Consider the following 21,517-nt stretch of genomic DNA (forward strand, 5'->3'; position numbering starts at 1 on the left):
CGAGCTCCCGGCCCGGCGGCGGCAGCAGATCGTCGACGCCGCCTTCGAGGTGTTCACCGCCCACGGCTACGAGGCCACCGCCATCTCCCAGGTCGCCGCCCGCGCCGGCATCGGCCAGGGCACGGTGTACCGGTACTTCGGCAGCAAGCGCGAAATCCTCGACCACGTCATCGATCTCGCCAACGAGAAGGTGATCGAGGCCATGGAGCTGCCGCTGGTGTTCGGCGCGGCGAACGATGTCGGGGAACTGGTGGCGGCGGTGCGCGCGGCGGTGGAACGACTCTGGAGTCTGCTCGACCGCGAACCGCGGCTGCTGCGGCTGCTGGTCGTGGAGGCGGGCGCGATCGATCCCGAACTGTCGCACCGGCTCTTCGGCCTGGAGGCGATGACGGCGTCGCTGATCGCGGGCGAACTGACACGTGGCAGGGAGGAAGGTTGGATCCGTCGCGATATCGACCCGGAAGTGCTGGGCCACACCATCCTCGCCCTGGTCGGCCCGTGGATCGTGCGGGAACTGCTGGGCGCGGGCAATCCCGCCATCCGGGCGCGCAGCATGACGGTGGTGTTCGGACTCGTGGACAAGGCGCTGCGCCCGCCGGACTGCCCGCCGTGACACCGCCGCTCGCCGCCGGTGCGACGGGCCGCACCCGAGCCGAACGCCGCCGTGACCAATTGGTCACGGCCGCCTACGAACTCGTGATCACCCGGGGCTTCCGCGGCATCGGGGTCGACGACATCGTGGCCGCGGCCGGGGTCAGTCACGGCACCTTCTACAACTACTTCGCCAACAAGCGCGCCATCCTCGACGCCGTCATCGACCACTGCTTCACGCTGCTGTCGGCCCGGCTGCTCGGACCGGAAAGCGACGATCCCGCCACCCTGGACGAATTCTGCGCCCGCTACGGCCGCGTCGTCGACCGCTGCTATCACCTGGTCGCCACCGAACCCGGCCTGGTCAACTTCTTCCTGCTGGAAGCCTCCGCCATCGACGACCGAGTGCTGCAGCGCTGCATGCGCAATGCCCGCGACTACGGCGCGCAGGCGGTCGCCACCATCCGCCGCGGCATCGCGCAGGGTTTCCTCGCCGCCGACCTGGACCCCGACATCGCCGGCGAGGTGCTGCTGTCGGTGCTGGTGTCGGCCCTGCTGTCCGCGCTGCGCGGCGGCTCGGACGGCCTCACCCCCGACCGCGTCCGCACCGAACTGATCGCCTTCCTGCGCACCGCCCTCGGCCCGCCTACTTCTGCAGCGTGAACTGCATGACGTCGAGGTGGCCGGCGCGGAAGTAGTGGGCGCAGCCGGTGAGATATTTGAGGTAGCGCTGATAGACCTCCTCGGAGGTGAGACGAACCGCCTCGGTGTGGTGGGCCGCCAGTGACTCGGCCCAGAGATCCAGGGTGCGGGCGTAGTGGGGGCGCAGCGACTGAATGCGGGTGGTGCGGAAGCCGGCCGGTTCGGCGTGGCCGGTGACCGTATCGGGTTGGGGCAGTTGGCCGCCGGGGAAGATCTCGCGCTTCATGAAGATGTGGAACAGCGCGTCCTCGCGGGTGACGGGAATGTCGGCGGCGCGCAGTTCGGCCAGGGTGCGGCCGATGATGGTGTGCAGCAGCATCCGGCCCCCGGCGGGCAGCATGCGGTGGCAGCGGGCGAAGAACTCGCCGTAGCGTTCCTTGCGGAAATGCTCGAACGCGCCGATGCTCACGATACGGTCGGCGGTGCCGTCGAATTCCTCCCAACCCTGCAGGCGCACTTCGGCTTCGCTGATGCCGAGCTCCTTCAACTGGGTGCGCACGTGATCGAACTGGTTGCGGCTCAAGGTGAGTCCGATGACGCGCACCCCGTAGGTCAGCACGGCGCGGATCATGGTCGAGCCCCAGCCGCAGCCGATATCGAGCAGCGTCATACCGGGTTCGAGCCCGAGTTTGCCGAGCGCCAAGTCGATCTTGGCGTGCTGCGCCTCCTCCAGGCTCATGCCCGCCCGCTCGAAGAACGCGCAACTGTAGGTCATGGAGGGATCGAGGAACAGGGCGTAGAAGTCGTCGGACAGGTCGTAGTGGGATTGCACCTGCCGGTAGAAGGGCGCGAGCTGGGCCATGGCGGAACTCTCCTGGGGCGGGCCGACATCCGGGGGGCGATGTCGGTCTGGACACCAGGACATACGTGCCGGACCCGCCGCCGGTTCTACTCCCGGGACACACCGGCAACACGCCGTGTTTTTCCGTCCGAGTTTCCGATTCGACCCCGGCGTGACGGCGTCGGCTGCTTTCCTGATGAGACGGGCAGCATCGCGTCAGCAAACGTAATTCCGAGCGTCAGCAAACACAATTCGGAGGGTTGGGGACCGGCCATGCACCGCACCGGACACGAAGAGGTCCACACCGGCAGGCCGTGGCTGTGGACGATCCTGGCAGGACTGGTGGTGGTCGGGCTGGCCACGTGGTGGATCCGGCCGCAGCCGCTGAGCTGCCACGCCGCCACCGCCACCACGACCGTCATCACCCTTCCCCCCGCACCGGTCCCGAGTTCGGTTACTCCCCAGCAGATTCAGACCCTGGAGTCGCAACCGGCCCGGGAACAGGGCGAGGCCCGGTTTTACGCGTTCAGTGAAGGGGTGGCCTGCTCACTGCCGGATCTGCCGCTGGACGGCTACTACGTCGGCGTCCCGACCGACCGCTACGGCGGGTCCGCCCCCTGCGGCTCCTACCTCGACATCGACGGTCCGCTCGGCAGCGTCCGCGCCGAGGTCGTCGACCGCTGCCCCGGCTGCGGCCCCAACCAATACGATTTGAGCCGTTCGGCTTTCGGGGCCATCGCCAACACCGCCGAGGGCGTCGCGCAGATCCACCTCGAGGCGGTGCGCGACCCCAACCCAGCCCCCGAACTCGTCTACCGGATCCAGTCCAGCTCGTCGCCCAGCTGGTTCTCGATCCTGTTCTCCGGCAGCGGAAATCCGCTCGCGCAAGTGTCCTTGCGCCCCGATGCCGGCGGTGACTTCGTACCCCTGCACCGCGGCAACGACAACTACTGGAGCCTCTCGGGCCTGGGCGCGGGACCCTTCACCGCCGAGGTCACCGACATCTACGGCCACGCCGCCTTCGTCTCGGGCATCGCTATGGACCCGGGACCGTTGCACCACACCGGGATTCGCCTCTACGAGATCCCCACCGAACCGCCGGCCACGCCGCCCCCGCCGACCGCCCCGGTGGTGGTCACCACGGTGCTGCCGCCCTCGGAGGGCTGCAAGCCCTGAGCGGCCGCCGTCTGCCCGGTATGGCATCATCGAGTGAAACGTGTTCCACTTTCAACCTGCCGAGGTGGTCCTTCGCGGTCCGCCCGGCGGCGTGCCGGGAGGCCTTCGATGACTGACCCCAGCTTGGATTCGACCACGCACCCGCCGTCGCGGCGCGGCCGCCGCCTGTCCCCGCGCATCTCCCGGCTGACCGAGGTGCCGCACGGCGAGATGGTGGAACTGCCCGGCCGCGGCCGCACCTACATCGTGGATCTGGCGGGCCCCGCCCCGGATTCGCCGACCGTCATCCTGCTGCACGGCATGGCCACCACCGCCATGCTCAACTGGTTCCCGTCGCTGCGCGAACTCAACGAGCGCTACCGCGTGGTGCTGTTCGATCAGCGCTGGCACGGACACGGAATCCGTTCCGAGCGTTTCGATCTCGACGATCTGGCCGACGACGTCGTCGCGGTCGCCGACGTGGTGGGCGCGCCGCGGCCCATACTCGCGGGCTACTCCATGGGCGGGGTGGTCGCGCAGCTGACCGCGCACCGGCATCCCGATCGAGTGGGCGGGCTGGTGCTGGCCGCCACCACCTATCGCTTCCAGGAGACCTGGCGCGAGCGCGCCTTCCATCGCGGCTGGGCGGCCACGGCGGCGCTGTTCTCGGAGTGGTCGTTCCGGCGTGCCGAACTGCGCCGCGACCGCCTGCCCACGCTGCCGGAATACTCCTGGCCGGTGGGTCGCCTGGATCGCTGGGCCATGACGGAATTGCGGGCCACCAGCGCCTGGGCTCTGGCCCAGGCACTCGGGGTGCTGGGACGCTTCGATTCGTCGGACTGGCTCTCGACCTTGAAGGTACCGACGGCGGTGGTGATCACCACGCGGGATCGGGCGCTGCCCGTCTACCGCCAGCTGGAGATGGCGAAAGCGATTCCGGGAGCGGAGATCTTCCTCGCCAAGGCCGGTCACGCGGCCTGCGCACTCGAGGCGGACGTCTTTGTCCCGGTGTTCCTCGAGGCCGTTCAATCGGTGGTGGAGCGGTTGTAGCTCAGGCCTTCTCGCGCGCGACCTTCAGCAGTTCGGTGATCACCTCGGGTACCGCGTCGGTGATCGCGTCCACGTCGGGCACCAGTTCGCGGCAGGCGATGAAGCCGAAGTCCAGATGCCCGTTGTTGGAGATCACCGTGGCCGTCAGGCCCGCGCCGTGGAACACCGGGCCGAACGGATACATCGACGCCACCCGCACGCCCAGGAAGTACATGGGGAAGTTGGGCCCGGGCACGTTCGACACCACCAGGTTGTGCACCACCGGATGGTGTTCGGCCAGCTTGAACGACGAGTAGGCGCGCGCGGCCAGCTGGAAGGTGTTGGGCGGGGCGTACTTCGCCCAGTCCTGCAGGAAGTCGGCGCCGATGAGATCGTGCTCCTCCTTGGCGCCGCGATTGTCCGCGGCGATGGCCAGCACCCGCTCCACCGGATCCTCGAGGTCGGTGTAGAGCCGCGCGAAGATGGTCGAGACCTTGTTGGTGCCCGCGTCGTGGCGCGAGGTCTCGTGGGTGGACACCGGAACCGAGGCCAGCAGCGAGGTTTCGGGCAGTTCGTCGTGGCGTTCGAGGTAGCGGCGCAGCGCCCCGCCCACGACCGCCAGCACCACGTCGTTGACCTTCACTCCGAAGGCCGTCTTTATCTCCTTGATATCCGACAGCTCGGTCTGTACGAAGGCGATGGAGCGATGCGGGGTGATTGCCCGATTGAACGGGGTGCGCGGCGCGGTGAACGGCAAGGGCATCCCACGGTTTCCGCTGCCGCGCCGCCGCTGCACCAGACCGCCCAGAATGCCGAGGGTCTTGGGCACCATGCCGACCATGCCGAGCTTGCCCGGCAAACCCAGCAGCGCCGAGCCGGCCAGCTGGATATCGCTCGGTTCGGGTTCGGCGGCAAGGGTTTCGGGCGCGGGCGGATCGTAGGTGACGCCCGGCTCCATATCGCACAGGTGCATCATCATATTGGTGCCGGTGATGCCGTCCACGATGGCGTGGTGGTATTTCGACAGCACCGCCACCTTGCCGTTGGGCAGCCCCTCGATCACCCACATCTCCCACAGCGGCCGGCTGCGATCGAGCGGTCGTCCCGCGATGTCGGCGGCCAGCTCGGCCAGGCCCTTGTCGCCGGCACCGCTCGGCAGTGCCAGGCGGCGGACGTGATAGTCGAGGTCGAAGGCCGAATCCGCCACCCACACCGGATGATCGAGATTGAACGGCACGAAATGCACGCGCCGGGTCATGGCGGGAATCAGGGGCAGCCGCCGTCCGAGTTCGGCCTTGAAGGCGCCGTACTCGAATTCCGTCCCGTCGGTGGCGGGGTCGAGTATCAGCATTGCGCAGACGTGCAGCAGCTGGGTGTCCGTTTCGAGATAGAGGAAGCTCGCGTCGAGCCCGGTAAGTCGTTCCATACCAACACAGTATGAGAACTGGTTCCATTTTGCGCGGGGTTCGCGGGTTGGTCCGCCACCGCTTCGATGCCGTTCCGTTGCCCCAAAATAGCACGTAGATAACAAGTTTCAGGGGGAAACGGTTGGGTACCAATCAGGTGACTCTCCAGTAGAATTCGTTGCCGCCCCTTCCGCTCGTTCTACCTTGGGTCACATGGCCCGGTGATCGTTCTCTAGTCACTGACAAGAGTCACCGGACTTCTCACAACGACGTGAGGTGAGGACAATGGGCGACCGAAAGGTATTGCTGCCTGGAAAATGGCGTACGGCTTGGGGTCTCGCGGCGATGGTGACCATCGCGGCGACGGTGTTCGTGCCGCAGTCGACGGCGCACGCGGACTCGTGTACCGCGGTCGACGTCGTAGTGGCAAGGGGCACAGGCGAACCCGGGTGGCTCGGCGACGAGGTCGGCGATCCGCTCTACGGCATGTTGCAGGATCGGTTACCCGTCTCCGCGAGCGCCTACCGCGTGAACTATCCCGCCGACTACGGCTTCGCCGTGGGCGCGGGCAGCGCGGATCTGGTGGCGCACTTGACCGCCCAGGCCGCCGCCTGCCCGGGCCAGGAGTTCGTCCTGGTCGGCTACTCGCAGGGCGCGGCCGTCGTGCACACGGCGCTGGGCACCGGCGCGGTGTCCTGGTATCCGGGACGGGTGCAGCTGCCGGACTATCTCGGCGATCGGGTCGCGGCGGTGCTGCTGTTCGGGGATCCCATGCGGGCGGTGGGCTGGAGTGTGCCCGGCCCGTTCCTGTGGCGCACCGGAGACTGGTGCACCGGAGGCGATCCCGTGTGCGGCTCCGGCGTCGACGCCGACGCGCATGTGGCCTACGGCAGTGATCTGGTGGCGGCGGCCAACTTCGCGGCCGAGCACCTCTGATCGGGGGAGGGGAGGGCCCGGGCCCCTGGGCGGTTTCGCCGGGCACAATGCGAAACCCCGGGGCCGGGCCCTGATATTCGCGGCCGGAGGGGGCGTCGGGTGTTACGGCACCAGGGGCTCCCGCCCACCCCCGGCCGCGAATATCGAACCGGATTCGGTCCGGCGTGCTGTCTCACGCCGGGCCGAATCCTGGTGCGGGGGAGGGGATTACCAGTGCAGGCCGGGAATCCGGTTGGTGATGCGGGCGGCCGGGGCGGGCAGGCCCATCAGCGGCTGCACGATCGGCGCCAGCGCCAGCAGCGGACTGCGCGATTCCGGTTTGCCGGCCGGAGCATCGGCGGCGTCGGCGGAATCGGTGGTGGCCGTGGCGGTTTCCGCCGCCGGGACCTCCACCGGGCGCTCGCTGCGCGCGGCCTTGGACTCGCCGAACATCCGGAAGCCCTGGTGCAGGATGGCCCGCTTCACCGACGGCATGACCGTGTCGACGAACTGCGCGAAGGTGCCGATCGGGGTGTCGATGCGGCTCGGGCGATGCTCGAGCGCGCGCACCACGATGTCGGCGGCCTGATCCGGGCTGTGCACCGGGATCGACTTGTACAGATCGGTCGGCGCGATCATCGCGGTGCGCACCAGCGGCATGCGCACCGAGGTGAAGGTGATTCCGGCATCGGCGTTCTCGACCGCGGCGATCTCGCTGAAGTTGTCCAGCGCCGACTTGCTGGCCACGTACGCCGCGAAGCGCGGCACCTTGGTCTGCACGGCGATGGAGGAGATATTGACGAAGTGGCCGAAACGACGCTCCCGCATGGACGGCAGCAGGGCCAGGATCAACCGCACCGCGCCGAAGTAGTTGACCGCCATGGTCCGTTCGAAATCGTGCATGCGGTCGGTGGAGTTGAGCACCGAACGGCGAATCGAGCGGCCCGCGTTGTTGACCACGTAGTCGACGTGGCCGTGGTCGGCGAGCACCTGCTTGACCAGCAGCTCCACCGACTTCTCGTCGGTGATGTCGCACGTGTACGCCTGCGCCGCACCGCTTTCCGCGCGCACCGCGGCGGCCGCGGCCGTCAGATCCTCCTCGGTGCGGGCCACCATGAGCACGGTCGCGCCGCGGCGGGCGACGGCGTGCGCGGTGGCCAGGCCGATACCCGAGGACGCGCCGGTGATCAGCACGATGCGGCCGCCCAGGCGGTCACCCGCCACGCGGCGGGCGCGGTCGGGGTCCAGGTTGGCGCGCCAGTACTGCCACAGCGCCGCGGCGTAGTCGTCGAAGGCCGGGACCGCGATGCCGCTGCCGCGCAGCTGCGCCTGGGTGGACTCGGAGACGAAGGTCGACTCGAACGAGGTGTGCGGGGCGACCTCGGGTGGAATCCCGAAGCGCTCCAACAGGAAATCCCGCACCGCGGGCACACCCGGCAGGCCGCCGAGCGCGTGCAGGGCGGTGTGCGAGCCCGGCACCGTGCCGATCGCGGTGGGCGCGCCCGCCGCCCGCGCCAGCGCGTTGTAGATCTCGGTGAACGGCTGCGGTTCCGGATTGGTCAGGTGGAAGGTGCGCCCGATCAGGCCGGGCTTGTTGACCAGCTCGACCATGGCGTCGACCACGAAGTCGACCGGAACGATATTGGTGGCGCCCAGATCCGGGATCGGCATGGGCAGCTCCGACGGCAGCGCCGCCAGCCCGGCGATGGCCGGGAAGAAGTAGTACGGGCCGTCGATCTTGTCCATCTCGCCGGTGCGGGAATCGCCGACCACGATGGCCGGGCGGTAGACCCGCCAGCGCAGGCCCGCGGTCTCGCGCACCAGCTTCTCGGCCTCGAACTTGGTGCGGTGGTAGGGCGAATGCAGACCCTGGCCCAGGTCGAAATCGTCCTCGAAGAACTTGCCCCGGTGATCGCCGGCGACGGCGACCGAGGACACGTGGTGCAGCACCGCGCCGAGCTCGAGCGCCAGCTCGATCACCGCGCGGGTGCCCGCCACATTGGCGGCGTAGGTGACTTCCTCGGGCGCGGTCATGTCGTAGACCGCGCCGAGGTGGATGACGTGGTCGGCGCGCGGCGCCTCGGCGTAGCCGCCGACCAGGCCCAGGCCGGGGGCGGTCAGATCGCCGACCAGCGGGAAGACACGGTCGGCGGCCCCCCAGCCGTCGGCCAGCTCACGCAGTTTGGCGACCGACGCCTCGCGGGTCAGTGCGTGAACGACCGCGTGCGGATCGCGCTCGAGCAGCGCGGCGATGACGCGGCGGCCCAGGAATCCGGTGCCGCCCGTGACGATGTACGAAACCATCGTCCCCTCCTTAACTACGAACCTGTTGGTACCCAACGGTGTTCGTCCGACATGCGTCGGTGGATGCGGACGGTGATTGGCCCCCTAGCAGAATGTCGGGCCGAGGTAGGAACACCTTCGTGCCTAACTAGTGAGTAACTTTACGGATCCTCGGTTGGGCGTTCAACCGGAATGGGTATTTCGGTGCTGTGGGACTGGTCACCACGGGGCTATCCGAGTTAGTATGTGTAACAAAGGGTTTGGTGTAACGCGCGGGCGCACTCGGCAATTCATCAGCTATCGGTCATTTGACCTGAGCGTGCGCTCACTTGTTTGATCACTGGTCGATAGCGGGTGCGCCGGCCGGCGTCCTTTCTTACCGGCGCGAGTGCCGGCATTCCGCATTTCTGGATCGTGCGCCGAACTGAACCGTCGTCCGGTACCGCCCCGCAGGCCGCGCGCGGCGGTTACGATCATGCATCCCAAGGCATTTCGCCGGAGGAGTAGTCATGGTCACGCGCGCCGCCTGGGGCAGCCTGCTGTTCACCGTGGTGGTGCCCGGCACGGTCGCCGGGCTGCTGCCGCTGCTCATCTCGCGCTGGCGGGTCGCGCACGAGCTGTGGCCGGCCATTCCGCTGCGGGTGCTGGGCGGGCTGCTGATCGTGGCGAGCCTGCCGATCCTGATCGGCGCGATCGTCCGCTTCGCCGTCGAGGGGCGCGGGACGCCCGCGCCGATCGCGCCGACCCGGCAGCTGGTGGTCGGCGGCCCGAACCGATACGTGCGCAATCCCATGTACCTGGCGGTGGTGTCGATCGTGCTGGGGCAGGGACTGCTGCTGGGACGCACCGACCTGCTCTGGTACGGCCTGCTCGTCGCGCTCGGCCAGGCCGCTTTCGTGCACTTCTACGAGGAGCCCACGCTACGACGGCAATTCGGCGACGACTACGACCGCTATCGCGACGGGGTGCGGGCCTGGATTCCCCGGCTGCGCCCGTGGAACGGCCGGTGAGCGCGGCCCTCAGGCCGGAACGCAGCGGACATCGCCATCCGGCGCCTGAGTGACCACCGTGAACGGCGGACACTGCCGCAAGTTGCCCCATTCGTCGTGAATGCATGAGTCGTAAGTGCGGGGATCATCGGTAGGCACCCGATCGCCCTCATGACACTGAGCCGCGACCGGTGCCGCAGCCCCCGCACTCACCACCCCGGGCAAGCTCACCGCCGCCCCGGCGAGCACACCGGCAAACATCATGTGAAGTCGTTTCATCGTCCCTCCAGGTAGTCCGGCCAGGGTCGATCGCAGATCCGGCAAGCAATCCGGGCTCGCCCAGCAAACACCGCCAATATACCAATTGGTATACCTGGATTGAATCAGACGATCATCACATTCGACCGTGTCGGGCATGACCGTGGCCCACGTCTCGCCCAAGGACGCCGAAGGCATGGTCGCGCCAACTCCTACGCGTACTCTCCTCCGGATAGCTGTCATCACCGCGCCGCGATGGGATGCCTGCGGTACGGGGGGACCGAAGGTCGAGGCGTCGCGCACGCCGGGCCAAGGCTGTGCGGGCTTCGGGGGTCGAAAGCGTAGTGCACCGAACGGCGCTGCGGCATAGGGGATTCCGAGAAACGCTGCGACGTGGTGCTTCCACCTCCCGTGCACCGGTCCGGCGGTGGTCTGGACAGTGGGATCATCACCTTGGTGCATGACAGTCGAGTATGGCCGAGGGGTTTGTCGGGGCGGGGCGGATAAATGGGTTGCGGGACAACGAGGATCGGGTGTTAGCCTGCTGGGAACCGTGACATCAGGCGAGGAGGTGAGACCCATGTACATGACAGCGAAATGGGGGCTCCCTCTCGTCGTCACGGATGGGCGATCGATCTGAGTGTCGCCGGGAGCGCCTGCCTGAGAAGGCATCCCGAAAGGCGACGACAATGCATACTTCAGAATTCACCTCGGGGGCGGGGAACGCCGGCGTCGAGGTTAGTCGGGTCGGACTGACCCAATGGCAGGCCGTGGACCACGATCTGGTGGTCGGGTACGGCGATCTCGTTACTCGGGTCGACGGGCGGTTGTTCGTCAGTATCGACGCGTGGGGGCGGGCGGCGGTGTTCGAGCGGATCGCGGCGGCCATGCTGGGCAGCCTGGGCAGGCCGCTGCATACCGTGGTCGACGAGTACGATGGCGAGCTGCTGTCGTGTTGGGAGAGTGCCGGTTTCGCGGTACACCGGCGGGAATGGGAGTACCTGGTGGCGACCGATCCCGCGGTCACCGGACTCGCGGACGTCAGGCCGCCGGCCGACATCACCATCGTCCCTGCCGGCTGCGCCGTGGAAGCTCCGCTGCGCGTGGTGGACCGGATCATTCGCGACGAGGTCGAGGCGGGCGCGGGCTGGCACACCATGCCCGTCGAGAACCTGCGCGGCCGCGATGGAGACACGATCGTGGACGTCTCGAAATACGTGGCGGCCGCACAATCCGACCGCTACGTGGGACTGCTGCGCATCGTGGAGGCCGCCCGGCTGCCACGTCTGGGCCTGATCGCCGTCCGCGGCGACCAGCAGCGTCGCGGCATCGCCCGCGCCATGCTGGCCCACACCCTCGGCGCCCTGCACGCACGGGGCAAGCAGTTCGCCTCGGCGGAGATCACCGAATCCAACACGGCCGCAACGGCTTTGTTCGAATCTCTCGGTGCCCGCCGCACGCGCAGCAACCTGGAACTGGTGCTGCGATGACCAAGGAAAGGAAAGGCATCGAAATCGACGGCGTCGTGGTGGACTGCCTGCGCAACGCCACCTTCACAGTCCGGCTGCACAACGGCCACGAGGTTCTGGCCCACATCAGCGGCAAGATCCGCAGGAACTACATCAAGATAGTCCCCGAGGATCGGGTGCTGGTGGAACTGAGCCCCTACGACCTCACCCGGGGCCGAATCCTGTTCAGGTACAGGACATAACGGTCGACACCGGCGACCGGCCGCTGCCGGTCGCCGGCTGCCGCGGCTAACTCGGCCGGTAGGTGTCGAGGGCGTTGCCGCGATAGAAGAAATCGGCTTCCTGGTCGGTGGCGTCGGTGCCGACGATGTGATCGACGGCGGTGATCAGCTCGCGGTAGCTGCCCGCCATCGAGTCGACCGGCATGTTGGAGGCGAACATCAGCCGTCGCCAGCCCCACAGCGACACACTCGACTCCAGCCAGTACTCGAGGGCGGGCCAGGACAGATCGGGACAGATCAGGCCGAATCCGGAGAGCTTGCACAGCCACTGGGTTTCCTTGGCCGCCAAGGAGATCGCATTGTGCCACGCGGACTTCTTGGCCGCGGAGCGGCCCTCGGGGAAGCCGAGATGTTCGAGGACCACACGCAGATCCGGATACCCGGCCAGAAAGTCGATCCAATCCAGGATTTCGCCGGGCCGCGCCACCAGGTCGAGCACGGCGTCGCGATCCTGCAGCCAGCGGGCGAGCGTGTCGGCCGCGGGCGTGCCGGGTACGAGACCCTCGAAGACCCGCACGCCCCGGAAGCGCTCGAGGCGCGCCTGCTCCTCGAGATGGGCGACCATGTCGGCGGCGGGCAGCGCCGCGTCGACCGCGCCGACGAGCGCGAACGGCCGCGCGCCGGCGGCCGCGATCTCGTTCGCCCACCGAGTCTCGTCCAGGTACGCGTGGGGTGCGGTGGTGGCCGAGACGTGCACCAGCCCCGACACCTCGATGCCGTCGAGGCCGCGGTCGAAGTCCGCGAGCAGGAAATCGCGGGCGATCTCGGGTTTTCCGGCCTCGGCGAAGCGCGCTAGACCCGGGTACCAGGCGTGCGCGCTGGTATCCCACAGGTGCATGTGGGCATCGACGATGGGCGTGGTGGGCATTGTGGCAACTCCTCTAAACCATGGTGATGCCGCCGCTGACGCTGATCAGCTGGCCGGTGATGTAGCTGGCGTCGGGGCTTGCCAGCCATGCGATGAGGGAGGCTACTTCGTCGGGCCGGCCCAGCCGTTTGAGGGGGATGGCTTTCTCCAGCGCGGCGAGGGTGTCGCGGTGATCGGCCATGGCCCGGGCGACCATGCGGCCCTCCAGCGGTCCCGGGCAGACGACATTGACGGTGACGCCCCGCCGCGCCACCTCGCGGGCCAGCGACTTGGCGAACCCGAAGAGCCCGGATTTCGATGCGGCGTAGACGGTTTCGCCGGAGGCCCCCGCCCGCGCCCCGTCGGAGGCGACGAACACGATGCGCGCCCGCTCGGCATCGAGCATGCCGGGCAGCAACAGCTGGGTCAGGCGCATCGGCCCGCGCAGATTCACCTGGAACATGAGATCCCAGGCCAGCGTGCCGGAGTCGAGGAACGGTTCCACCACCGCCACCCCGGCGCAGTGCACGACGGTCGAGACGCGGCCGTGCAGCACGCGCGCGGCCGCCTCGATGCTGCGCTCGCTGGTGAGATCCAATTCCAGTGCGGCCGCGCTCGTCCCGAGTTCGGTCGCGTACGCCGCGGCCGCGTCGGCGTCGACATCGGCCAGCCACACCGTCTGCCCCGCGTCGACCAGGCGGCGCGCCACCGCCCGTCCGACATCCCCCGCCCCACCGGTCACCAGCGCGCCGGACACCCCGACACCACCCACTGCTTCACCTGTTCCGCTGTGCTCGAATCCGCTCGGATTCAATCAATAGCGGTTCAACGGCAATTGCGCGAGACAATGTCCGCTATTCGGGCCCGGAATGCCTCCGGAGCGAAGCTGACGGCATGCTTGCGGATGGTCTCGGCGTGATACGCGGCCGGATCGAAATCCCACATCAGACCGGCAAATCCGGCGATCACGACATCGTCGGACCCGGCCGGGAGATGCTCCCCGGAGATGCCCGGCACCACGGTGTCGAGCGCGCCGCCCGCGCCGACCGCGAGCACCGGTGCGCCACAGGCCATCGCCTCCACCGGCACGATGCCGAAATCCTCCACGCCGGGTATGAGCAGGGCCCGGCAGCGGCGGTACATGTCCTGCAGCACATCGTCGGAGGCCGCGCCGAGGAAGGTGGTCTCCGGCCCGGCCAGGGCCTCGAGCTGCTTGCGGTAGCGGCCGTCGCCGAGGATCACCAGCCGGACCCCGGCCCGCTGGGCGGCGCGAATGGCGAGATCGGGCCGCTTGTAGGGCACCAGCCGTCCCGCGAACAGGAAGAAGTCCTCGCGCGCGATACTGGTATCCAATGCGAAACGCTCGACTCGCACAGGCGGATTCACCACCGAAGCGGGCAATCCCCACCATTCGCGCACCCGATCCGCCACCGCCTGCGAATTGGCCACCACGTGCGCCAGTCGCGGCGCGGCACGCAACTCGCCCCGCCGCGCCAGCGCCCCCAGCGCCGTCAGAATCCCCTGTCCCACGCGCCCGCCCGCCTCGCGCGCCCGAAACGCCGGATCCCACGCCCACCGCGCCGGACTGTGCACATACGCGATCACCGGTGCGCCGGTGGCGAAGACGGCCTGCGTGGCGAACGCGTGATGACTCACCACGACTGCGTCGTAGTCGTCCCCGAGTGGCAGCCCCCGCAGGGCCCGTGGCACGAACGGCAGCAGCGGCGCATGCGAGCGCCGCCCCGTCAGCTCGTATGCGCGGGAGAGCCAGGTATCCCGAACGAAATCGCTTGGAGACCACTTGGTTTCGCCGGGCGCCGTGCCCAGGCTGCCGCCAGGACGAGTGAGGCGAGACGCGCCATCGCGCAGCCCTTCCGCGCCTGCAGGGTCGATCCCCGCCGCCGTGAGCAATGCGCGCGTGGTCGGCTCGTCGGCCAGGGGCGCGAAAACCGGTGCGCCGGGCCAGGTTTTCATGAATTCGGCGACCACGGCCTCGGAGCCGCCGTATTCGGTGAACCGCTCGTGTACCAGTGCGATGCGGGATGCGGGCATGAGTTACTCCTGGGCCGGGCGGTGAGAGAAGACGGGCGGTTCAGCCGGGCAGCCGGCGCGGGGCGGCCTTGCGGCGCAGGGCGGGAGCCACCGGGCGGCCGGTGAGCAGACCGTCCACCGTGCCCTGCTCGAGAGCCTTGCGGTAGGTCTTGGCCGCCGATTGGCAGGCGTCGACGGTGTCATCGATATCGGCGTCGGTGTGGGCGGCGGAGTTGACGAAGGATTGGCCCAGCACCCCGTGATCGAGCAGTTCCTGGAGGAACAGGGTGCGGTAGGGCTGCGACGGCTGCCCCTGCGGGTCGCGGGTGAGGAACACCAGGCACGACGCACGCCCGGCCACCTCCAGATACTCGGCGATACCGAGATCGGCCGCGAGGGCGTTGACCCCGGCCGCCAGGCGTCGACCGGAATCCTCCATGCGCGCAACGGGATCGGAGCTCCGATAGGTCTCGACCACGGCCCGGAAGGCCGCCAGCGACGCGGTTTCGGGACCGTGCGTGGTCGACAGCAGGAACACCCGGTCGGCGTCGGTGCGCAAGCCGCCGTACTCCATGTACTCCCGCTTGCCCGCCAGCGCCGACAGCGGGAACCCGTTGGCCATCGCCTTGCCCCAGCACGACAGGTCGGGCACCACACCGTAGATCCGTTGCGCCCCACCGGCGGACCAGCGAAATCCGGTGATCATCTCATCGAAGACGAGCAGCGCGCCAAAGCGATCACACAGCGCGCGAACACCTTCCAGGAATCCGGGCGCGGGTTCGGCCAGGGCCGTGGCCTGTTCGAGGAACACGCACGCGATCTCGGTGTCGCGCAACACCGTTTCCAGCGATTTCAGGTCGTTGTAGCGGAATCGTGCCGTCGTCACCGCCGGAATCCCGGCGTTCATCTCGGTGGTCCCGATGAACCAGTCGTCCACCGAGAAGAACGGCTGATCACAGACCGCCACCGTCTCGCGCCCGGTCACCGCGCGCGCCAGCCGCACCGCCGCGGTGGTGGTGTCGGACCCGTTCTTGGCGAACTTCACCATGTCCGCGCCCGGCACCAGGCTCAGGAAGTCCTCGGCCGCGGCCACTTCCAGCGCGGTCGGCCGCGAGAAGTTGACGCCGTCGGCGATGGTGCGCGCGACCGCGTCCACCACGGGCCGGTATCCGTGGCCCAGGGTGACCGACCGCAACCCCATCCCGTATTCGACATACTCGTTGCCGTCCGCGTCCCACACCCGGGCGCCGCTGCCGCGCACCAGGATCGGGGCCATGTCCTCGGGGTACTGGTCCGCGCCGCGCGCGTACGTGTGCGCCCCGCCCGGCACGATCTCGTGCAGCCGGGCCTGTAATGCGTTGCTGCGCCGATGATCACGCATTGCGATCACCTCCGGCGGTGACGGCCCACAGCTCGTGGTCGCCGTGCCTCCCGTCGATTCCGGTGTAGCTGCGCATGGTTGCCTCCTTGTGCAGTCCCGCCCGGGCGGCGACCGCGGCCGATGCGGTATCCCCGGCCGGGATGGCCGTGAACACGCGGAACAGTCCCAGGGTCCCGAAGGCGTAGGCCAGCAGGGCCCTGGTCGCCGCCAGGCGGACACCGTCGTCGGCGAGGGCGGGATCTGCCCGGAGTTGCATCCGGGCATTGCGATCGAACATGTCGAGATCGAACAGCCGGGCGTACCCGGCATCGCGGCCCTCGACGTCGAGGACCAGCAGCAGACCGGCGGGGGAGCGGACTCCCGCTGCGCCCCGGGCGAATTCACGCCACCGGGCCGGTCCGGTGCTACCGAGCACGTCGCCGAGCCCGGGCACGCCGTTACGCGCCGTGGACCCAGCCAGATCGGCGGGGCGCAGGCTGCGCAGCACCGCCCGCGGCTCGCCGGGCAGCCGCAGAGTGACCGGACGCGCGGGCACCAGTTGCCGTCCTGCCCGCCACAGCTGCCCGGCCCGATACCGCGCCAGCACCCCCGCGATCGTTGCGGCACTGGGCGTTCGGTCGGATGCGATCGCGGCGTCCCGATGCGGTTGCGGCGCGCTCGCGTGCGCGAGGCTGCGCTCGATCCACATGCGGGTGAAACCGGTGGCCGGCATCTCGACCCGCGTCATCGCCCACAGATCGTGGTCGGCCCGCGCCCCGCCCACATGGAAGTGCAGGCTCATCCGCCCCTCGCGCACGAAGCCGATCTGCTTGGCCCCGTTGGTCGCCGCCGCGTTCCCGGGCGAGATGGGCGCGATGACCCGCTCCAGCCCGAGCCGGTCGAAGGCGAAGTCGAGGATCAGCCCGGCCGCGATCCCGCCGAACCCGTGCCGGGCCGTGCGGGCGTCGATCCAGATGCCCATCTCGCCCTGCCGGGCCTGGGCGTCGATATTGCCGATCTCGACCTGCCCCGCGAACCGCCCGTCGATCTCGATGACGGTGGCGAAGCGCCGCCCCGTGCGTGCGGTGGTCGCGGCCTCGAGACATTCACGCACCCAAGCCTTCTCGTTGTGCCGCGCGTCCCAGTCCAGCGCCGAGGTGTGCCAGAACGGTTCCAACACGGCCCGATCCCGCAGCCGCAACCGCTGCCACTGCGGGAAGTCCGCGTAGCGCGGCGGCCGCAGCACCAGCGTGCTGCCGTGCAGCCGCGCGGGCCCCAAACGCGGCCCGCGCCGCGGCAGTGTGATGCCGCCGGTCACGAGTGCGGTCGCTGCTTGCCCAGCGACGAGGTCTTGACCGCACCGTCCGTCCCCACCGACAACCGCCAATAGCCGCCCGCCGAATCCTTCATCACGATTCCCCCTTCGCTGCGATCGGAAAGATAAGCACCACTGTTCAATACGGCCGCCAGCACCGTCCCGTCGCGATCCTGCACCTGCAGGATGTCGGCGTCGGGCTGGGTGGCCTGGGCGACGGTCGTCCCGGCGAAACGCGCCCCGTGAATGGCCCCCCGCCCGATCACATGCCATCCGTCCGGAAAGGACTTGGGATCCACATCGTCGAACGATCCGGAGATGAGGTTGATGGCGGTGCCCTCGGCGGCCCCCTTGGGATCCACCCGGATCTCGATGGGCGGCGCGTCCAGATCCGGATCGAACTGCACGTTGGCCAGATACGGCTGCCGGCAGTGGATCAGGTCCAGGCAGACCTTGCGCGCCGCGACCTTGCAGTTGACCAGCCCGAACTGCGCGGGCCCGCCGCCCGGCCCGCCGATCGACAGCGCGGTGTCGGCGCCCTCGAACCACACGTTGGTCAGCCACCAGTCGTTGGCCGGTCCGTCCACCACCACGTGCCGATCCGTGGTCCGCGGATCGTTGTCGGACACGAATTCCACATTGGCCAAGGCCAATCCGGCATTGTGGTCGCCGCCGGTGCCCAGCACCCCGATGTGATTGTTGGTCAGCTTGGAGGCCGTCACATAGTTCTGGATGCAGGAGGTGACGATCCCGTAGCCGAAATTGTTGATATCGGAATTGATGACGGTGGTCCCGCCGGTGTTCTGATCCAGCACCAGCCCGCGCTGCTCGACGAACTTGGGCGCGTTCTCGCTGAGATGGTTGCCGCGCAGCACCACCGAATCGAAGGTGCAGCGAAAGCAATTCGACAGCCGCACCGCGGTGGCCTTGGCCCCGGAGAAGTAAAAACCAAGCCGCGAGAACCGGACCCGCTGCTTGCGCTGCAGGCTGATGAAGGTGTCGTCACCGTCATAGTTGATCAGCGTGACATCGGCCCCGTCGCCCAGCACGGTCGCGTAATCCGACAGGGCCGGAAAGCGTTTGAGCGAATACTGTCCCGACGGCACGTAGAGCACCAGCGGCGTGTCGCCCACGTTGGCGGCCGCCGCGAACGCGTCGGTGTCGTCGGCCTTGCCGTCCCCGACCGCCCCGAAATCCTTCACATTGCGTGCCGACGGCTGATCGGTGACATGCGGTGAACGAAACGGCGACCCACCGGAATCCCCGCTCGCGCAGGCCGCCGCGACCGGCAGGATGGCCGCCGCCCCGAGCCCGGCGGCCAGCAGTCGCCGCCGCCGGACCGCGACCTCGCGCCGAGTGTCCGCGTTGTCCCCGTGCTCGTCTGTCCCCCCGTGCCCCTCGATCACCGCTTCACCAGGTTCAGCGGCTGCTTCACCAGCTGACCCAGCGTCTTGGGCGGTCGGGAGAACACCACCGTGCCGATCATGCGCTTGTTGTCGGCGCCGAAGGTGGCCAGTGCCCCGCGCACCTGGCTGGAGGTGGTCTGCCCCAACTCGATGACCCCGATGGTGGCGTCGCAGCGCCGCGCCAGCGCGATGGCGTCCGCGGCGGCGGTGACCGGCGCGGCCTCGATGATGATGTGGTCGAATTCGGTGCGCAGCTTGGAGATGATGTCGCTGAACCGCTCGGAGTCCAGCAGATCCGGGGTGCGGAAATCCATCCCGCCCAGGCCGAGCACATTGATGCCCACCTCCGGCCACGCCAGCACGCTGGCGGTGGGGGAGGTGTTGTTGCGCAACAGTTCCGACAGCCCCGCCGCCGCGGCCGCGGGGCTGCGCCGGGTCGAGCCGTGCCCGGTGGAGTCCGCGTCCACCAGCACCACCCGCGCCCCGGTGTCGGCGAATGTGCGCGCCAGCCCGATCGCCACGTCCGGTTCGGAGCTGGGCGACAGGGACGTCACCAGCAGGCTGACCAGTTCGGGATCCTCGGTGAGCCGGGTCCGCAGCCGCCGCAGCTCACCCGCCGCGCCGGGCCGCCCGTCGTCCACGATGCCCAGAATCGGCACCGGCAGAAAGGCTTCCAGCTCGGTGGAGGTGCGCACCCGCTTGTCGAGCTTGTCGCGCAGCAGCGCCGCGCCCAGACCCAGCACCAGACCGGCCAGCACGCCCAGGATGTAGTACCGCTTCTTCTGCGGCCCGCTGGGCTGGCTGGGCGTCTGCGCCTTGTCGATGACCTCGGCGCGCGCGGCCGGCGCGGCATCGGTCTGGATCACCTCGAGCCGTGACACCAGCGCCCGGAATTGCGACACCACCTCGTCGGTGAGCGTGCGCGCCCCCGTGGCGGTCGAGTCGGTCACCGAGATGACGATGATCGTGGTGGCCGGTGGCGACACCGCGCTGATGCGTCCGCGCAGATCGTCCACCGAGGTCTTGAGCCCCAGCTGATCGTGCACGTAGGTGGCGACGGTGACGCTGTTGGCCAGATCCACATACGAGCGCACGCGCTGCTGGGCGGCCAGCCCGCCCTGATAGGAGTCGTTGACCGAGGTGCCGGTCGCCATGGAGACGTACACCGAACTCGAGGCCGTGTACGTCGTCGGCAGGGTGCCCGCGTAGCCGTACGCCGCCCCCGCGCAGATCACCACCGCGGCGACGATAATCGGCCAGCGCCGCCGCAGCAGCCGCCAGTAGTCGATCAAACCCATTGTGCCGTCCTCGTTTTCCCGGATGGCGCCGGTGCCCCCGACAGCTGTTCCATCCGTCTGCGTAGTTCACCAACGACCAGATACGCCAGCCAGGCCAGCACCACGGCCTGCAGGTATTTGCCGAGCATCTCGACGGTGCCGAGGATGCCGCGCTCGAACAGCACCGGCACCTCGATCACCGACAGGCCCAGAATCGCGATGGCGAGATATTTGCTGTAGAGGGAATGAATCCAGATCAGCAGCAGCACGAAGGTGATGGCGACGCCCACCGCCACCCCGAGATAGCCGCCGAGCACATAGCCCTCGTTGATATTGCCCTCGGCCAGCGATACCTCCACCGTCGACATGTCCACCGAGCGGCCGCGCACCTGCTCGGCCCAGGCGGCGCCGGAGCGGAACTTCTCCGCGCCCAGCAGCTGGGTCGGGATCAGGGACTGGTAGGAGTGCCGCAGCACCTCGCCGGGCGTCAGCCAGGAACTGGGTCCGGCGAACCAGGCGTCGGTGGCGGCTTCGAGCAGGTCGAAGCGGCGCAGCATGCTCAGGAACGGCTGCACGACGGCCGGGTACTGCGCGTCCACCTGTGCCGCATCGGCTTTGGCGGCGGCGTCGGTCTTGAGCGACTGCAGCCAGCCGAATCCGCCGAGGGCGACGGCGATGATGCTCAGCACGCCGATCACATTGCGTCGCGTCCAGCCGGTCATGGCGAAGCGCACCGCGATGGCCAGCGCCGCGCCCATGATCGGCGTCTTGGACTGCACGGTGGCCGTCCACACCAGCTCGCCGCAGGTCAGCGCGCCGACCACCAGCGCGGTGTGGCGGCCGGAATCGTTGCGGTAGAACACGATCAGGCCGACCGCGCCGAGCGTGGCCAGAATGGTGACCAGGTTGATCAGCGGGTTGGGGCTCTCCAGCTCGCCCGCCTTGCCGGTGGTGCCGGTGGCGTAGGCGGCCAGCCGGCCCAGGGTGCCGATGCCGTAGAGCAGGAACAAGGTCTGCTGGAACACCGGGTCGCCCGCGAAGGGCGCGACGCGCGGGGTGCGCACGCGCGGACCCAGCCGCACCCACAGCACGTAGGCGACGATCAGCCCGGTGTAGACCCACAGTCCGAAGATCACCGGTTGCAGCACCGCGGCGATGCCGCCGTCGTAGCCGTACTCGTAGAGGCGCGGATCCGGCACATTGTCACCGAAACTCGGCACCGGCCGCACCCACAGCAGCACCACCGGCCGCGCGACATACGACAGCGACCAATGCGCGGCCTGCGCGATCAGGAACACCCGGGCGACACCGGGCAGGTACATCGCGGCCACGACGATCGTCGCCAGCGCGGCGGCGACGAGGAATACGGCGATCTGTGCGGGGGCCATCACTCTCCCATCACCCGTATGTCCACACCGGCCG

General features: G+C 68.8%; 20 protein-coding genes. 8 read left to right on the forward strand and 12 right to left on the reverse strand.

The annotated features are described in order from the left end of the window. Positions 1–28: 28 nt before the first annotated feature. A complete protein-coding gene (locus tag D7D52_RS37625) occupies positions 29–613 on the forward strand; it encodes a TetR/AcrR family transcriptional regulator (protein ID WP_281279222.1) in 585 nt (194 codons plus the stop codon). Next, on the forward strand, positions 610–1,254 hold the full coding sequence (locus tag D7D52_RS07510) for a TetR/AcrR family transcriptional regulator (RefSeq protein WP_162958203.1): 645 nt from the start codon (positions 610–612) through the stop codon (positions 1,252–1,254). Before D7D52_RS37625 ends, D7D52_RS07510 begins: the two co-directional genes overlap by 4 nt. Here the strand turns inward: D7D52_RS07510 and D7D52_RS07515 are convergent. Then, on the reverse strand, positions 1,238–2,095 hold the full coding sequence (locus D7D52_RS07515) for a cyclopropane mycolic acid synthase family methyltransferase (protein ID WP_120735656.1): 858 nt from the start codon (positions 2,093–2,095) through the stop codon (positions 1,238–1,240). The genes D7D52_RS07510 and D7D52_RS07515 overlap by 17 nt on opposite strands. Positions 2,096–2,347: 252 nt before the next feature. Here D7D52_RS07515 and D7D52_RS37630 point away from each other — a divergent pair, with 252 nt between their 5' ends. Together D7D52_RS37630 and D7D52_RS07530 are read left to right on the forward strand one after the other, a co-directional pair. Next, a complete protein-coding gene (locus D7D52_RS37630; protein WP_162958204.1) occupies positions 2,348–3,250 on the forward strand; it encodes an expansin EXLX1 family cellulose-binding protein in 903 nt (300 codons plus the stop codon). Positions 3,251–3,358: 108 nt separating this feature from the next. Continuing rightward, a complete protein-coding gene (locus D7D52_RS07530) occupies positions 3,359–4,279 on the forward strand; it encodes an alpha/beta fold hydrolase (RefSeq protein WP_120735659.1) in 921 nt (306 codons plus the stop codon). Position 4,280: 1 nt separating this feature from the next. Here the strand turns inward: D7D52_RS07530 and D7D52_RS07535 are convergent, their stop codons facing one another. Continuing rightward, the gene (locus D7D52_RS07535) at positions 4,281–5,684 is read right to left on the reverse strand and encodes a WS/DGAT/MGAT family O-acyltransferase (protein WP_120735660.1); all 1,404 of its coding nucleotides are present in this window, start codon (positions 5,682–5,684) and stop codon (positions 4,281–4,283) included. Between the two features lie 265 nt (positions 5,685–5,949). Between D7D52_RS07535 and D7D52_RS07540 the strand changes: the two genes are divergently transcribed. Continuing rightward, positions 5,950–6,600: a cutinase family protein gene (locus D7D52_RS07540; protein ID WP_120735661.1), complete on the forward strand. Its 651-nt coding sequence runs from the start codon at positions 5,950–5,952 to the stop codon at positions 6,598–6,600. Positions 6,601–6,807: 207 nt separating this feature from the next. Here the strand turns inward: D7D52_RS07540 and D7D52_RS07545 are convergent, their stop codons facing one another. After that, positions 6,808–8,883, reverse strand: a complete 2,076-nt coding sequence (locus tag D7D52_RS07545; protein ID WP_120735662.1) for an SDR family oxidoreductase — start codon at positions 8,881–8,883, stop codon at positions 6,808–6,810. 488 nt (positions 8,884–9,371) lie between these two features. Here D7D52_RS07545 and D7D52_RS07550 point away from each other — a divergent pair, with 488 nt between their 5' ends. Further along, a complete protein-coding gene (locus D7D52_RS07550; protein WP_120735663.1) occupies positions 9,372–9,872 on the forward strand; it encodes a methyltransferase family protein in 501 nt (166 codons plus the stop codon). 9 nt (positions 9,873–9,881) lie between these two features. Here the strand turns inward: D7D52_RS07550 and D7D52_RS07555 are convergent, their stop codons facing one another. Beyond that, a complete protein-coding gene (locus D7D52_RS07555) occupies positions 9,882–10,781 on the reverse strand; it encodes a carboxylesterase family protein (protein ID WP_342775251.1) in 900 nt (299 codons plus the stop codon). Positions 10,782–10,798: 17 nt separating this feature from the next. On the opposite strand from D7D52_RS07555, the gene D7D52_RS07560 reads away from it, so the two are divergent. Further along, complete coding sequence (locus tag D7D52_RS07560; RefSeq protein ID WP_120735665.1) at positions 10,799–11,599, forward strand: GNAT family N-acetyltransferase; 801 nt, start codon at positions 10,799–10,801, stop codon at positions 11,597–11,599. Continuing rightward, positions 11,596–11,820, forward strand: a complete 225-nt coding sequence (gene infA, locus D7D52_RS07565) for a translation initiation factor IF-1 (RefSeq protein WP_120735666.1) — start codon at positions 11,596–11,598, stop codon at positions 11,818–11,820. Before D7D52_RS07560 ends, infA begins: the two co-directional genes overlap by 4 nt. 46 nt (positions 11,821–11,866) lie before the next feature. Here infA and D7D52_RS07570 read toward each other — a convergent pair whose 3' ends face one another. The 8 genes from D7D52_RS07570 to D7D52_RS07605 all read right to left on the reverse strand — a co-directional run bounded on the left by D7D52_RS07570 (position 11,867) and on the right by D7D52_RS07605 (position 21,483). Then, complete coding sequence (locus D7D52_RS07570; RefSeq protein ID WP_120735667.1) at positions 11,867–12,727, reverse strand: amidohydrolase family protein; 861 nt, start codon at positions 12,725–12,727, stop codon at positions 11,867–11,869. A 13-nt stretch (positions 12,728–12,740) separates the two neighbouring features. Then, a complete protein-coding gene (locus tag D7D52_RS07575; protein ID WP_120735668.1) occupies positions 12,741–13,478 on the reverse strand; it encodes an SDR family NAD(P)-dependent oxidoreductase in 738 nt (245 codons plus the stop codon). 53 nt (positions 13,479–13,531) lie between these two features. After that, the gene (locus tag D7D52_RS07580; protein ID WP_120735669.1) at positions 13,532–14,758 is read right to left on the reverse strand and encodes a glycosyltransferase; all 1,227 of its coding nucleotides are present in this window, start codon (positions 14,756–14,758) and stop codon (positions 13,532–13,534) included. Between the two features lie 40 nt (positions 14,759–14,798). Continuing rightward, complete coding sequence (locus D7D52_RS07585; RefSeq protein ID WP_120735670.1) at positions 14,799–16,118, reverse strand: glutamate-1-semialdehyde 2,1-aminomutase; 1,320 nt, start codon at positions 16,116–16,118, stop codon at positions 14,799–14,801. Then, positions 16,111–17,415 carry a GNAT family N-acetyltransferase gene (locus tag D7D52_RS07590; protein ID WP_162958205.1) on the reverse strand — a complete coding sequence of 435 codons (1,305 nt, stop codon included), beginning with the start codon at positions 17,413–17,415 and terminating at the stop codon, positions 16,111–16,113. Before D7D52_RS07590 ends, D7D52_RS07585 begins: the two co-directional genes overlap by 8 nt. Then, on the reverse strand, positions 17,412–18,737 hold the full coding sequence (locus tag D7D52_RS07595) for a glycosyl hydrolase family 28-related protein (RefSeq protein ID WP_120743897.1): 1,326 nt from the start codon (positions 18,735–18,737) through the stop codon (positions 17,412–17,414). Before D7D52_RS07595 ends, D7D52_RS07590 begins: the two co-directional genes overlap by 4 nt. Before the next feature lie 77 nt (positions 18,738–18,814). Continuing rightward, positions 18,815–20,116: a Wzz/FepE/Etk N-terminal domain-containing protein gene (locus D7D52_RS07600; protein WP_120735672.1), complete on the reverse strand. Its 1,302-nt coding sequence runs from the start codon at positions 20,114–20,116 to the stop codon at positions 18,815–18,817. Next, the gene (locus D7D52_RS07605) at positions 20,107–21,483 is read right to left on the reverse strand and encodes a hypothetical protein (RefSeq protein ID WP_120735673.1); all 1,377 of its coding nucleotides are present in this window, start codon (positions 21,481–21,483) and stop codon (positions 20,107–20,109) included. The genes D7D52_RS07600 and D7D52_RS07605 overlap by 10 nt, the downstream gene beginning before the upstream one ends. Between the last annotated feature and the right edge of the window lie 34 nt (positions 21,484–21,517).

This window comes from Nocardia yunnanensis, from assembly GCF_003626895.1.
In the GTDB taxonomy this organism is placed as follows: Bacteria; Actinomycetota; Actinomycetes; order Mycobacteriales; family Mycobacteriaceae; genus Nocardia; species Nocardia yunnanensis.